The 14,854-nt window shown below is 47.7% G+C and carries 14 protein-coding genes; 4 read left to right on the top strand and 10 right to left on the bottom strand.

All coding sequences use genetic code 11. The features are described from left to right. Positions 1-7: 7 nt before the first annotated feature. The 5 genes from pyrE to JK216_RS12650 all read right to left on the bottom strand — a co-directional run bounded on the left by pyrE (position 8) and on the right by JK216_RS12650 (position 4,494). Positions 8-649, bottom strand: a complete 642-nt coding sequence (gene pyrE / locus JK216_RS12670; RefSeq protein ID WP_212711776.1) for an orotate phosphoribosyltransferase — start codon at positions 647-649, stop codon at positions 8-10. 49 nt (positions 650-698) lie between these two features. Then, positions 699-1,415, bottom strand: coding sequence for a ribonuclease PH (rph, locus tag JK216_RS12665; RefSeq protein WP_212708041.1), 717 nt, complete (start codon positions 1,413-1,415; stop codon positions 699-701). Between the two features lie 74 nt (positions 1,416-1,489). After that, entirely contained in the window at positions 1,490-2,629 is a 1,140-nt protein-coding gene (locus tag JK216_RS12660; protein WP_349290164.1) for an ABC transporter permease, read from the bottom strand. After that, on the bottom strand, positions 2,622-3,533 hold the full coding sequence (locus JK216_RS12655) for an ABC transporter ATP-binding protein (RefSeq protein ID WP_212708042.1): 912 nt from the start codon (positions 3,531-3,533) through the stop codon (positions 2,622-2,624). Before JK216_RS12655 ends, JK216_RS12660 begins: the two co-directional genes overlap by 8 nt. Continuing rightward, entirely contained in the window at positions 3,526-4,494 is a 969-nt protein-coding gene (locus JK216_RS12650; RefSeq protein ID WP_212711777.1) for an efflux RND transporter periplasmic adaptor subunit, read from the bottom strand. Before JK216_RS12650 ends, JK216_RS12655 begins: the two co-directional genes overlap by 8 nt. Positions 4,495-5,536: 1,042 nt before the next feature. Here JK216_RS12650 and JK216_RS12645 point away from each other — a divergent pair. Continuing rightward, entirely contained in the window at positions 5,537-6,724 is a 1,188-nt protein-coding gene (locus tag JK216_RS12645) for a nucleoside transporter C-terminal domain-containing protein (protein ID WP_212711778.1), read from the top strand. 37 nt (positions 6,725-6,761) lie between these two features. On the opposite strand, the gene JK216_RS12640 is transcribed toward JK216_RS12645, so the two are convergent. Continuing rightward, a complete protein-coding gene (locus JK216_RS12640; RefSeq protein WP_212708045.1) occupies positions 6,762-7,220 on the bottom strand; it encodes a DUF3574 domain-containing protein in 459 nt (152 codons plus the stop codon). 155 nt (positions 7,221-7,375) lie between these two features. On the opposite strand from JK216_RS12640, the gene JK216_RS12635 reads away from it, so the two are divergent. Further along, the gene (locus JK216_RS12635) at positions 7,376-8,239 is read left to right on the top strand and encodes a YicC/YloC family endoribonuclease (protein ID WP_212708046.1); all 864 of its coding nucleotides are present in this window, start codon (positions 7,376-7,378) and stop codon (positions 8,237-8,239) included. Between the two features lie 84 nt (positions 8,240-8,323). On the opposite strand, the gene polA is transcribed toward JK216_RS12635, so the two are convergent. From polA to JK216_RS12615, 4 genes are all read right to left on the bottom strand, one after another. Continuing rightward, on the bottom strand, positions 8,324-11,104 hold the full coding sequence (polA, locus tag JK216_RS12630) for a DNA polymerase I (protein WP_212708047.1): 2,781 nt from the start codon (positions 11,102-11,104) through the stop codon (positions 8,324-8,326). Positions 11,105-11,464: 360 nt separating this feature from the next. Beyond that, positions 11,465-12,091, bottom strand: coding sequence for a thiol:disulfide interchange protein DsbA (gene dsbA, locus JK216_RS12625; RefSeq protein ID WP_212708058.1), 627 nt, complete (start codon positions 12,089-12,091; stop codon positions 11,465-11,467). A 27-nt stretch (positions 12,092-12,118) separates the two neighbouring features. Next, a complete protein-coding gene (locus JK216_RS12620; protein WP_212711779.1) occupies positions 12,119-13,105 on the bottom strand; it encodes a serine/threonine protein kinase in 987 nt (328 codons plus the stop codon). 55 nt (positions 13,106-13,160) lie between these two features. Next, entirely contained in the window at positions 13,161-13,430 is a 270-nt protein-coding gene (locus JK216_RS12615) for a DUF1040 family protein (protein WP_212708049.1), read from the bottom strand. A gap of 73 nt (positions 13,431-13,503) precedes the next feature. Between JK216_RS12615 and mobA the strand changes: the two genes are divergently transcribed. Next, a complete protein-coding gene (gene mobA, locus JK216_RS12610) occupies positions 13,504-14,076 on the top strand; it encodes a molybdenum cofactor guanylyltransferase MobA (protein WP_212710614.1) in 573 nt (190 codons plus the stop codon). Then, a complete protein-coding gene (mobB, locus tag JK216_RS12605) occupies positions 14,073-14,582 on the top strand; it encodes a molybdopterin-guanine dinucleotide biosynthesis protein MobB (RefSeq protein WP_212708051.1) in 510 nt (169 codons plus the stop codon). Before mobA ends, mobB begins: the two co-directional genes overlap by 4 nt. Positions 14,583-14,854 lie beyond the last annotated feature (272 nt).

Genomic DNA, 14,854 nt, shown 5'->3' with positions numbered 1-14,854 from the left:
ATGACTGTCAGATACCATATTGCTTCTGATACGCCCGGACGAAAGCCAGGTGGTTTGCCATTTCCGGCTTCTCTTCCAGATAACTGATCAAATCTTTCAGAGTAATAATAGAAATTACCCGGCACTGATAATCGCGTTCAACTTCCTGAATCGCGGATATCTCACCCTGACCACGTTCCTGCCGGTCCAGAGAAATTAAGACTCCGGCCAGTGTCGCCTGGTTCGCTGCGATAATCTCCATGGATTCGCGGATAGCGGTGCCGGCAGTGATCACGTCATCCACCAGCATAATACGTCCCTGTAACGGGCTGCCAACCAGCAGCCCGCCTTCGCCGTGATCTTTCGCTTCTTTACGGTTAAAGCAGTAAGGTACATCCCTGTCATGATGGTCTGCCAGTGCTACGGCCGTCGTAGTGGCGATCGGGATCCCTTTATAAGCAGGACCAAACACCAGGTCAAAATCAATCTCTGAATCAGTCAGAGCCTGAGCATAAAAGCGGCCAAGGAGAGCCAAATCGCGTCCGGTATTAAACAGACCTGCATTAAAAAAATAAGGGCTCTTACGGCCGGATTTCAGCGTAAATTCGCCAAACTTCAGAACCTGTTTATTTAATGCAAATTCAATAAACTGACGCTGCCAGGGTTTCATCTTTTTTTATTCCTCACATAAAAAAGCGACCCTTAGGTCGCCTGGTAAATCAATTAGCTAACGCAGTCTTCTGCGCATCAATCAGAGTATCAATACCACCGCGCGCCAGGGCCAGCAGGCTCAGTAACTCTTCATGGCTGAACGGTTCACCTTCTGCCGTCCCCTGCACTTCTATCATTCTGCCGTCTTCCATCATGACAACATTCATATCCGTATCCGCAGCAGAGTCTTCTGTATATTCCAGATCACAGACCGCTTCACCATTCACAATACCGACAGAAATGGCAGCAACCATTCCCTTCATCGGACTGCTTTTCAGTTTTCCTGCCGCGACCAGTGAATTCAGAGCGTCCGCCAGCGCAACACAGGCGCCGGTAATAGATGCGGTACGGGTACCGCCGTCTGCCTGTATCACATCACAATCGAGGGTAATGGTGTATTCACCTAATGCCTGAAGATCAACCGCGGCACGTAATGAACGGGCAATCAGTCGCTGTATTTCCAGGGTGCGGCCACCCTGTTTACCTTTCGCCGCCTCTCTGGCCATACGGCTATGGGTAGAGCGTGGCAACATACCATATTCTGCAGTGACCCATCCCTGGCCTTTGCCTTTCAGAAAACGCGGTACGCTTTCTTCGATAGTGGCAGTACAAAGTACTTTAGTTTCACCAAATTCAACCAGAACAGACCCTTCAGCGTGTCTGGTATAATGGCGTGTCAGGGTTACTGGGCGCACCTGTTGCGCGCTACGGCCTGCTGGACGCATGATCTTTCTCCGGGCTGCTATTAACTGGCTGCGCATTATACGGATTTCACTACCGAATGCCTATTTTCCGCTGATCAGTCCAGCGTTTTACGATAACTCTTTACGCCAATAAAAATAACCAGTGCCCCGAGAACGGCCAGAGGAATCAGCTCCGGTAACAGTTCAGATACCCCGTACCCTTTTAACATGACGGCTTTAATTAAACGAATAAAATAGGTCAGGGGTAAACAGGACCCGATCATCTGAGCCCATACGGGCATACTGATAAACGGGCTGATAAATCCGGAGAGCATGACTGAAGGGATAAAGTAAAAAGAAGAGATTTGCAGTGCCTGAAGCTGACTTTTAGCGATACTGGAAATGGTAATGCCGATACACAGGCAGAGGAAGATATAGATAATTAACACCATGAAAAGTAAATAAAAACTCCCCACCAGCGGGATACTGAACAGATATACAGCAAACATCAGAATCATTAACGACTGAAAAATCCCGATCAGGACATACGGGGTAATTTTTCCGAGGAATACCTCAAGGCCCGTCACCGGAGAGATTAATAAATTTTCCATCGCACCGCTTTCGCGCTCGCGGGTTATTGCCAGGGCGGTCATCAGGATCAGAGTGGTGCTCAGAATGGAACCGATAATCCCCGGGATGGTGTTATATCTGGTAATCCCTTCCGGATTAAACATCCGGTGAACAACTAATTCAAAACTTCCCTCTTCAGTCACCGGACGCAGAGTCTCAGGAAGGTCACGATCAAACATAGATTCAGACACCTGCTCAAGGGCACTCAGCGCATTACCTATGGTCAGCGGATCTATCGCATCGCCCTGCACCAGTAACTGTGGTTTCTCTCCGCGCAGAATTTTTTGGGTGAAACCTTCAGGAATAGTGACCATAAACAGTACCTCTCCCCGCACAAATGCATCACGGGCAGCCTCCGCGGATGCATAACGCTGAAAAGAAAAGTAATCTGTATTCTGCACACTGCTGACAAATACCTGACTCAACTGTCCGCGATCATAATTCAGTAATGCTGATGGGATCCGGTGTGGGTCCATATTAACTGCATACCCCAGAATAATAAGCTGAAGTAACGGAGTCAGAAAAATCATCGCCAGACTGATCCTGTCACGGCGCAACTCATGTAACTCTTTGATTACCATCGCCATCCAGCGTATAAAAGAGAATCGTATCAGTCTGTTATTCATTATCAGATTTCATCAGGTGTGAAAATGCATCTTCAAGGGTGGTCTCCGCAGGGGTAATCGTATAATGGTCAGGGACCTGTTCAGTGAGAACACGCCGCAACTCCCTTGGGTTCCCTGCCGTCACATTCAGTGTATTTCCGAATATCACGGTCTGCTCAATTTCCGGACAGCTGCGTAGTCTGGCTTCCAGGGTACTGAGCCCCGGGCCGGAAATACCGACGGTGATCAGATTCTGTGCAGTAATAATGGATTGTGCGGTTCCGCTGGCTAATAACTTGCCGTAAGACAGGTAAGCCAGTCGGTGGCAGCGTTCTGCTTCGTCCATATAGTGAGTACTGACCAGAACAGATATTCCCTGATCAGATAGTTGATGCAAGGTATGCCAGAAATCCCTGCGGGCTTTGGGGTCGACCCCGGCAGTGGGTTCATCCAGAAACAACACATCAGGCTGATGGATCAGACAAGCCGCCAGTGCCAGCCGCTGTTTCCAGCCTCCAGATAACCGTTTTGCCTGCTGATGCTGTCGTGATAATAACCCCATCTCTGACAGAGTACGCTCAGTACACTCTCTGACAGGCGTTATATTGTGCAGCCTGGCAATAAATAAAAGATTTTCCCGAATCGTCAGCTCTCCCCACATCGAGAAATGCTGGGTCATATAACCGATTCTTTTTTTTATTTCGTCACGCTCAGTAAAAATATTATGTCCCAGACAATGACCCGTCCCTGAATCCGGAGTGATCAGACCACACATCATGCGGATGGAGGTAGTCTTACCGCTGCCATTGGGGCCCAGAAAGCCATAGATTTCACCTTTCGCAACCCGCAAAGAGAAATCTTTAACCGCATGATGCTGACCGAAATGCTTATTCAGCCCGGCGACATTAATACACCAGTTACTCATCGGGGAGGATCTCCACCTGAAATGGCTGTCCCACTTTTATCTGACCGCCATTATCTCCGCCCTCAGGTACCGCCTCAGCCATATAGAGTAAGGTTTCCCTGCGGGAAGTACTGTAAATTACCGGCGGGGTATATTCAGCACGCGGACTGATATAACGTAACCGGCCGCTGAATGCTCCGGAACAGCCATCACAACGCAAACTGACTTTCATCCCGGTATGTATCTGACCCAGTTGTTTTTCAGGAATATAAAAGCGTATTTTAATATTTCCGGCAGGCAGCAGGCTGATCACCGGCCGCCCGGCGGTGGCCCGCTCCCCGGGCAGGTACAGTGTGTCATAGACGACGCCGCTCTGTGGCGCAGTCAGAGTGCTTTGCCCGATATCCCAGCGGGCTTTATCTCTTTTCAGCTTTGCGGATTCCACCCTCAGTTGCTGATTAGTAATTTGCGCCTGCCTCGCCGGCAACTGCCTTGCTTCCAGCTGATATTCTGACTCCCTGACACTGGCCTCCTTCTGGCGATAATCATCATTAGCTTTCTGCCATTCTTCGGCAGAGATCATCTGAGAGGCATACAGCTTCTGATAGCGCCTCAACTGACTCTGAGCACGGTTTCTGGCGGACACTGCCCGTTCCAGTTGCGCCCGGACAACATTCAGTTCCGCGGGCCTTGCTCCCGAGGTTAAATCTGTCAGCAGCGCTTCTTCTGCCAGATAATTCTGCTCAGCAATACGCAGCGTATTTTCGGCAGTATAGGTTTCCATTTTAACTAACGGCTGGCCCTCACTGACCCTCTGCCCCTTTTTCACGCACAGTTTTTCAATTTTCTCGGTCGAAAAGTAAGAGAGGTAAATAAAATCACCATAAGAGTAACCGGAAAAATTTAATGTTTCCGGCACACGGCAACCAATAAGATTAAACACAACAATAGTAATAAAAAGAGGGCGGACACGCTTATTCATGATACTTAATCTCAAATTATTAACCTGCCTTTGATCTGTTTTATCTGCAGAGAGTCCACGGCAGAAAATATCCTGTTTTGTTCTTCAGGTAATGTGCTGAGTAGCGCGGTTTCAGCAGATGAAAATCACAACCATTCAGCCCGGCGACAGTGTTAACAATTCTGTATTCCATAACGCCGGATAATTCAGACCTTCCGGACATGTACCACCTTGCCGGAAAACAGAGCAGTCGCTGATTCTCCGGCAGGAGAATCAAATCAGATAACCGGCACCAGATCACCGCAATCAGGTCGCAGATAAATAAATTCTTCCCCTGCAGATGTCCCGAAAAAACCCTGTAAGTCAAGGTAATAACGGCCGGGCTATCAAAAACCACAGCGGAGTCAGGAATTATAATCAGCGAGCCAGATAGTGAAATATTCTTAGCTCCGGAGAAGGCACGGACAACACTGCTGACGTTACATTTTCCCGAAATACATTTGATGATGATTTTTTTTAATGAAGAGTCTCCCCTTGCCGGAAAAAACTGTCTCTGAATATCATCTGGGCCGTCCATTGCATCTCCAAAACCGGTACATTCCGGGAAACAGGATTATCTGATAAAAACCGGACAAGTCTCTCCGTCACTTATCCGCGTCAGTATTTAGCACTATATTTTAAAAAAATAAAAGAGGAATAAACATTACATAATTAATTTATAAAAAATCACCATCGATGTCATTGTAATTTTCTTTTATTTGATATGACTATAGGAACTTTTTGTATCTTAATAAATACATCATTCTTACGCCTGCAGAACTCAATAAATATAAATAACATTTTACTCTCTGACGACACCGGTTTTATCACACAGCTTTTTGCCAATTTATTTATAAGCATTTTATTTTTTATTCTAAGGATTATACGATTTATTCCTCTGCCATAAATTTGTACAATAATCCCCCTGCGAAGCAGGATTGTGCATTTAATCACTCAGCACCGGGTGTAAAACGCCGTCAGTTATGGCTAAATACAAACATCTTTTTTCTTCGGGTTATATGCCATGTCTTTTGTACTGCATTTTATTTTAGCTGTTGCAGTAATTTTCTTACTTGCACTGTTAGTCAGCCATGATCGCCGGAAAATACGTATCCGTTATATTATCCAGTTGTTAGTGATTGAAGGGTTTATCGGCTGGTTCTTCCTGAACTCTACCGCAGGGCTGGAAGTGATCCGCGGGATTAGTGAACTTTTTAATACTTTGCTCTCGTATGCCGGTCAGGGGACCGATTTTGTGTTCGGAGGTATGAATAAACAGGGGCTGGCATTTGTTTTCCTCGAAGTCTTATGCCCGATAGTATTTATCTCTGCCCTGATAGGTATTCTTCAGCACTGGAAAATACTGCCATTACTGATCCGTGTCTTCGGCACCTTACTGGCAAAAATTAGCGGGATGGGTAAACTCGAATCATTTAACGCCGTCAGCAGCCTGGTGCTCGGCCAGTCAGAAAACTTCATCGCCTATAAAGGGATCCTCGGGGATTTATCACCACGCCGGTTATACACCATGGCTGCCATGGCGATGTCGACAGTCTCTCTGTCAATTGTCGGGGCTTATATGTCTATGGTGGAACCCCGCTATGTCGTGGCCGCATTATTACTGAATATGTTCAGCAGCTTTGTCATTCTTTCGTTAATCAATCCGACTGCCGGTGACGAACAACACCAGCAAGTATCACTGGAAAAATTGCACGAACAGCAGACTTTTTTCGAAATGCTCGGCGAGTATATTCTGGCCGGTTTCAAAGTCGCGATGATTATCGTCGCCATGCTGATAGGATTTATTGCACTGATTGCCGCGGTGAATGCCATATTCACGAGCCTTTTCGGCTATAGTTTTCAGCAACTGCTGGGCTATCTTTTTTATCCGTTTGCCTGGCTGATCGGTATTCCTGCCAGCGAAGCTCTGCAGGCCGGCAGTATCATGGCAACCAAGCTGGTTTCCAGTGAGTTTGTGGCAATGATTAATCTGCAAAAAATTGCGGCTGGATTTTCTCCACGCGGGCTGGGGATCCTATCCGTTTTCCTGGTGTCATTCTCTAACTTTGCCTCTATCGGAATAGTCGCTGGTACGATTAAAGGCCTGAATGAAAAACAGGGGAATATCGTCTCACGGTTTGGCTGGAAACTGGTTTACGGTTCGACACTGGTCAGCCTGCTTTCAGCGACATTTGCAGGACTGTTCCTGTAACCGGGGTGATGGCGAAGGTATAACCTTCGCCATCAATTCAGAAGTCAGCACAGACCTTATTATCAATCCGCATTACTGATTCCTGTTGAAAACGCTGTTTGTAGATTTGGCGTAATTGTTCAATATTCTGATCACTGGTTTTATCCGCTGTATGGATAAGCATCAGTGCTTTACTATTTTCCCGGGCCAGATGTCCGTCATCTCCCAACCACTGGCCTTTCGCGTCATAGACGGATAAACCATCTTTAAAACGCGGAGTAACATCTTTATCAATAAACAGCTGCCATTCACGGGCAGTAATATTAGCCCCATGTGGCCGGCTGAGACCAAACCATAATGTCGTCTGTACCTGCAAATTACCCTTCACACAAGGATTCTGAGCCGCTGCCGGCATTACCGTCGGCGGTAACGGCGCAGACTGTTCAACGACGGAATGTTGCTGACATCCGGCCAGAAGCCCCGCCAGCATTAATGGATAAATTATCTTTTTTTTCATGCTCTTTTTTCCGCTACATAATGGTCAGCAGTCATCTTAAAGGCTTTCATAAAAAACCGGTATGCTTATTGTCGGACGGAATATACGCTTATCCCTGTCCACCCCGTGGCACCGCCGTTATAATCGCCGTATCACTTATAAAATGAGTACCCGATATGATCCGCAGTATGACAGCCTATGCCCGCCACGATATAAAAGGTGACTGGGGCAGCGCCTCCTGGGAGCTGCGCTCGGTAAACCAGCGTTATCTTGAGACCTATATGCGTCTGCCTGAGCAATTTCGCAGCCTGGAACCAATGATCCGCGAACGTATCCGCCATCGCCTGACGCGTGGAAAAATAGAATGCACCTTACGTTTTGAAGCCAGCCAGGATGCTCAGTCGGAACTGATTCTGAATGAATCCCTGGCAAAACAGCTGATTCAGTCCGCAAACTGGGTAAAATTGCAGACAGATGAAGGCAGCATAAACCCGGTGGATATTTTGCGCTGGCCGGGAGTGATGGCTGCCGCAGAGCAGGATCTGGACAGTATCAACCAGCAACTGATGGCTTCCCTTGAACTGGCACTGGATGACTTTATTACCGCCCGTGAAACTGAAGGCCGCGCGTTACAGACAATGATTGAACATCGCCTGGAAGGTGTTTCCCGGCAGGTGGCCAGCGTTCGTCAGCATATGCCGGAAGTTTTACAATGGCAGCGTGAACGCCTGATCAGCAGGCTGGAAGACGCAGAGGTACAGCTGGACAGTAACCGGCTGGAACAGGAACTGGTCATGATGGCACAACGAATTGATGTGGCAGAAGAACTCGACCGGCTGGAGGCTCACGTTAAAGAAACCTACAATATTCTGAAGAAAAAAGAAGCCGTCGGCCGCCGTCTCGACTTTATGATGCAGGAATTTAACCGCGAATCGAATACCCTCGGCTCAAAGTCAATTAATGCCGATATCACCGCTTCCGCCATTGAACTGAAGGTACTGATAGAACAAATGCGCGAGCAGATTCAGAATATCGAGTAAAACTGTCCACGGACGCACATACCTGACTACTGGTTATAATCAATCAGCCCTGACAGGGGCTGATTGATCTTTTAGCCACGGATATCAGTGCGCCTGTTCCCAGTTATCACCGATACCAATTTCTACCTGTAATGGCACGTCCAGTGTCAGGCTGCTTTCCATAATATCCCTGATAGTGGCGCTGGCAGTTTCAAGTAATGAATCATCCACTTCAAACACCAGTTCATCGTGCACCTGCATAATCATCTTAATTTTTTGCGGGTCCTGACTACTGAGCCACTGATCGACGCCTATCATTGCCCGTTTGATAATATCTGCCGCCGTTCCCTGCATCGGGGCATTAATGGCTGCCCGTTCTGCTGCCTTACGGCGGATAGCATTCCCTGAGTTGATATCCGGAAGATATAAACGCCTCCCCTCCAGCGTTTCTACATAACCCTTTTCTGCAGCAGACTGACGGGTTGACTCCATATAGCGTAAGACGCCGGGATAGCGTTCAAAATACAAATCCATATATTTCTTTGCGTCACCCGGAGCAATATTCAATTGCCGGGACAGACCGAAAGAACTCATACCATAAATCAGACCGAAATTGATGGCTTTTGCACTGCGACGTTGTTCCGGGCTGACGTTATCTGCGGACGAACCAAAAACTTCCGCTGCCGTCGCTTTATGGATATCTTCACCCTGCGCAAAGGCATTCAGTAAGCCGGCATCCTGAGACAGATGCGCCATAATACGTAATTCGATCTGTGAATAGTCTGCCGCCAGAATCCGCTTTCCTGCAGGCGCAATAAAGGCATGACGGATCCGCCGCCCTTCTTCATTACGCACCGGGATGTTTTGCAGGTTAGGGTCAGTCGATGACAAACGGCCGGTTGCTGTCACAGCCTGATGATAAGACGTATGCACGCGTCCGGTTCGCGGATTAATCATCAGCGGCAGCTTATCGGTATAAGTTGTCTTCAGTTTAGATAAGCCACGGTGCTCAAGTATGATTTTCGGTAACGGATGATCCAGTGCCAGCTCAGCCAGGACTTCTTCGCTGGTGGATGGTGCTCCACCCGGTGTTTTCTTCGTCGGTTTGATACCCTGCTTTTCAAATAAAATGGTCTGGAGCTGCTTCGGAGAAGAGAGATTAAATGCTTCCCCGGCGAGTTCGTGTGCTTTTTGCTCCAGTTCATTCAGCCGGATAGTCAGCTGCTGAGAATGAGCAGCCAGCATGGCAGGGTCAATTAAAACGCCGTTGCGCTCAACACGGGAAAGCACCGGCACCAGCGGAATCTCAATGTCACGAAAAACGTTCAGTGGCCCGGCTTCTTTTTCCAGCAATGGCCAGAATTTCAGATGCAATTGAAGAGTGACATCGGCATCTTCGGCCGCATACGGGCTGGCCTGCTCAAGGGCTATCTGGTTAAAAGTCAGTTGTTTCTTACCTTTCCCCGCAATATCTTCAAAGGTAATGGTTTTATGATTCAGCCAGCGTTGCGCCAGGCTATCCATATCATGTTTACCGGCGACACTGTTAAGCATATAAGATTCCAGCATCGTGTCGAAACGGATCCCGCGCAGTTCAATACCATAGTTTTGCAGAACACCACGGTCGTACTTCAGGTTTTGTCCGACTTTACTGCGGCTTTCGTCTTCCAGTAATCCTTTCAGAGACTGCAGAACCGCCTGTCTGTCGAGTTGTTGCGGGGCATCAAGATAGTCATGACCAACCGGTAAATAGGCCGCTTCTCCGGGAGCAACCGCAAAAGAGAGACCAACAATAGTTGCTGACAGGGTGTCCAGTGAATCAGTTTCCAGATCAAAGGCAAAAACCTCACTGGCAGTCAGTTTTTCCAGCCATAGTTCAAAAGTCTGCTGATCAAGAATAGTGACATAGTTATCGGCAGACAACACTGATTCAGCAGGGATATCGGGGTTTTTAACCGCCGGTGCCGCTGCTTTCTTCGCCGGTTTTTTATCATCTAACCAACGGTCCTGCTCAATATCCGTCATCCAGCGTTTAAATTCATAATGCGTGAATAAGGAGAGTAACGTACTGTTATCCGGTGGATTAACCTGCAGCTGGTCGTATTGCTGGTCCAGTTCAACATCCGTTTTAATGGTCGCCAATTGATAAGACAGGAAAGCCAGCTGTTTATTTTTAGCGAGTTTATCCGCCATGGTTTTAGCACCACGGAAGGATAACGTCGCCACTTTATCCAGATTATCGTAAATAGTGGCCATGCTCCCCAGCCCTTGCAGCAATGCCTGAGCTGTTTTTTCGCCCACACCGGGAACGCCGGGAATATTGTCAGATGAATCACCCATCAGCGCCAGATAATCAATAATCAGATCCGGCGGAATACCATATTTATCCGCAACGTCTTCAGGACCGAGAATAGCGTTGTTCATGGTGTTAATCAGAGTGATATTCGGCGTTACCAGCTGAGCCATATCTTTATCACCGGTACTGATCAAAACCGGACGGCCTTGTTTGTCAGCCTCTCTGGCCAGAGTACCAATGACGTCGTCAGCTTCAACGCCGGAGATCACCAGGACCGGCCAGCCCATTGCTTTAACCATCTGGTGCAAGGGTTCTATTTGTGCACGCAAATCATCAGGCATTGGCGGGCGATGAGATTTATAGTCTTCGAACAGCTCATCACGAAACGTTTTACCTTTGGCATCAAATACCACTGCAGCATGACTCGGTTTGTACTGAAGTAACAGGCTTTTCAGCATGTTCAGAACGCCATACATCGCCCCTGTCGGTTCACCGGCACTGTTTGTCAGTGGGGGAAATGCGTGATACGCACGGTAGAGATAAGAGGATCCATCTACCAGAATCAGGGGGTTTTCTGCAATTTGTGCCATAAGCTGTTATTTCTTCTGTTGCTGTTGGTAATAACTAAGGATGCCACATCACTGACAGAATGTTGAATGGAAGCGCACTCCGGCACTAAAAAAAGCCAGCGCGGGGCAGAGATCTGAATGATCTCCCTGTGGATAAGTTTGTGTGTAAATTTATGGTCAGATCTTAAAATTTAACAACACGCTGTTGCAGTGCCATCTAACTCATTATTAATAAATAAAATATTCAGTGTTATTAAAGATCAAAACTGTTGGTGTGTTTTTTATCTTTTGTGGATATTCGTTATCAGGATCACTTTTCGTCACGAGCAATGACCATAAAAAAAGCGCCGCAATAACGGCGCTTTATCACACTAGCAATGGTTATTTAGCAACCAGATATTTAACCACATTGACATAGTCAGCCACGAAATTATTCATTGAGCTGGTATCAAGTCCGGCATTATTCACCTGATATTTACCATTAACAAAAACTGAAGGCACTCCAGTGATATTAAAATCTGCGGCAGCTTTTTGCTGCTGACTGACCAGTGCTTTCACCGCAAAGCTGTTCCATGCAGCATCATATTCTTCAGAAGAGATCCCTGCCGCTTTAATAAACGCCGCTTTCAGAGATGCCGGATCAGTAATTGTCTGAGATTTCTGAATGCCGTCAAAGATAGGGTCAACGACTTTACCTTCCACGCCTAACGCCATAGCAACTGCCCATGCCTGGGTAACAACCGGAGCAAAATCGCCACCCAGGAAATCAACGTGGTAACGGGTCAGTTTAACATCTTTTGGCAGGCCCTGTTCCAGTGCCTGGTTAATCCGGTAAGTGCGTTCAAAATCGTAGCAATGAGGGCAAAAGAATGAGAAAAATTCAACTACTTTCGGGGCACCCGGAACGGCTTTATCCAGGGTGGTATACTGTTGTCCGTCAGAGAAGGTTGCTGCAGAAACACTGAATGCCAGCATAATGCCAGCAAATGCGAGCCAGATCTTTTTCATCATTTAAACTACTCCAGGTAATATCAATTAAAATTGAGGAGCTAAGGGCTGAAAAGGCTGATGCAGCATTTTTTCCTGTTGGGAAAAAATAGCAACCTGCCGACGCCAAAAATCCTCATCCGTTATCCAGGAAAAGGCTACCGGAAACGCAGGGTCCTGCCAGCGTTTCAGAATCCAGGACAGATAATAAACCATGCGCATGGCACGTAAAGGTTCAATCAGTATCAATTCGTTAACATCAAAATCACTAAACTCTGAATAGGCCTCCAGCAGAATATCCCACTGAATGCGCTGTTCCTGAGCATCACCGTTAACCAGCATCCAGAGATCCTGTACAGCGGGGCCATTGCGCGCATCGTCCAGATCAACAAATAATGGCCCGTCACGCCAGAGGATGTTTCCGGGATGACAATCGCCGTGTAACCGCAGAGGTTTCCAGTCGCTATGCCAGTATTGCTGTAAGGCCACGCCCAGTTTATCGACTGCCGACAGTAAATCATCTTTTACCGCCGATGGAATTAAAGGCGTTGCCGCCAGTATTTCTCGTGGTCCGGTAAAATATTCATCCAGCCCGATAACCGGCCGGTGATGAAACAGAGCCTTTGTGCTGCTTTGGTGAAAACGACCCAAGCAACGCCCTGCAGCTTCAAGCTGATCATAGTTATCAGTTTCGTATTGTCTGCCCCCCACGCTCGGAAAAACAGCAAACCAGAAACCATGTGACTGATGCAGCGTACTCCCCTGTAAGGTGAGCGGAGCTGCGACCGGAACATCATCATCTGCCAGCTCAATAGCAAACTGGTGCTCTTCCAGCAGTTGCTGTTCAGACCAGCGCTGAGGACGATAAAATTTAGCCACATAACGACGCTTATCTTCGTCACTGAACTGCCAGACCCGGTTTTCGTAACTATTCAGCGCCGTAAGCCCGGAGTCAACACGAATACCGGTATCCCATAGCACATCCAGTATTTTCTCCGGATCGAGAGTTTTGAAATTAAAAGCCGCTTCGCTCATAGATAGCCATATCGTTGTTTTCAGTCCGGGCCAAGGATAACACCATCCGCCGATATTAGTCTTTAATTACCCCGCGGGCGCGCAGAATCGCTGTTTTAAAATCATCTTCATAATCTTTCTTCAGCCCCGGGATCGCTGACTGTTTATCCGACTCCCGCAATTTCAAATGGTAGATCAGCACATCATCCGGCAGCGATGCCAGCTCACCGCTGTAGCCTGATGCCTGTGCCAGTTGCTGTAAAAATTGCAGCAGATTAAGATCAGGAGCTTGTTTCCAGGCTGGTAACAATAACTCCAGCACTTCGGTCAGACGTTTATCATTCATCCGTTATTCCCCGGTATGGTTATAATTGTCCCTTAAATTAACAGGGTTATGACCACAATAAAAGCGAGGTTATATGAAGGATATCACAGGCATTATTCTTGCCGGAGGTGCCGCAAGGCGTATGGCAGGGAAAGATAAAGGTCTGGTGACTTTCAGAGAACAGCCGCTTTTTTTGCATGTCGCAGAGCGATTTTCCCCTCAGGTCAGCAGCCTTATGATCAGTGCTAATCGTCATCGGGAAATCTATCAGCAATACGGTTACCCGTGTATCCACGATAGCCTTGAAGGTTTTCAGGGACCTCTGGCCGGGATGCTCAGCGGACTGGAAGCGGCTGAAAGTGACTGGGTTGCCTTTACTCCTTGCGATTCTCCCTTTATTCCCCGTAATTTTGTCGATCAACTCTGGCAGAGCAAACGCGAGGCAGGAGCATGCTGGATCCGTTCATCTCAGCGTGATCATCCGGTATTTTGCCTGCTGCATCGTCAGTTAATCCCGGCATTACAGGACTATTTAGCCTGTGGCGAACGCCGGGTATTGATGTTTTTAAGCCAGTATGGCCATCCGGTGCCGATGGATACGGCTGAATCCGCCTTTATTAATATCAACACCGTTCAGGAACTCAGTGAATACGAGGCACAACCATGACAGTACCGATACTGGGAATCGTAGCAGCCAGCGGGACGGGTAAAACCACCTTATTAAAACAGCTTATTCCTGTTTTAAAACAGCAAGGTATTAATCCGGGGCTGATTAAGCATACCCATCACCAGATGGATATTGATATCCCCGGTAAAGACAGCTATGAACTGCGTAAAGCAGGCGCTGACCAGGTAATTGTTGCCAGCCGGCAGCGCTGGGCACTGATCCATGAAACTCCTGATAACCGGCAACCGGATTTACAGTTACTGGCATCACGTATGTCACAGCAGACGCTGGATATAATCCTGGTCGAAGGATTTAAACAGGAATCCGTGCCTAAAATTATGCTATACCGACACGGATGCGGGAAATATCCGTTTTTAGCCGATGATGATCAGATTATTGCTATCGCCAGTGATCTGCAGCTGGCAGGAACTGACGTCCCCTGTCTGAATATTAATAATCCGGCAGAAATCGCCGGTTTCATCAGACAATGGTTATCTGGTAAGTAATGCCCATTACCGTCTTTTTCTGACGGGACATAACCGGTGAGCGGGTTGAATATTCGTCAGAACAGGGATTCAGGTATGTTAACCTGCTGACAGTGAATAATATCGGGGATACTACGGATCTGGCGGTGAAGGCAACACCGGTTTTACGGCCCTGAAATGCAAAAAGGCCATCCGTCAGGATGGCCTTTTTGTCTTATTGGATGCCTGGCAGTTCCCTACTCTCGCATGGGGAGACCCCACACTACCATCGGCGCTACGGCGTTTCACTTCTG

It is taken from the genome of Tatumella sp. JGM94, assembly GCF_018257595.1.
In the GTDB taxonomy this organism is placed as follows: domain Bacteria; phylum Pseudomonadota; class Gammaproteobacteria; order Enterobacterales; family Enterobacteriaceae; genus Tatumella; species Tatumella punctata.
Note: the sequence above shows the minus strand (reverse complement) of the source record. Positions and strands in the feature narration are given on the sequence as shown.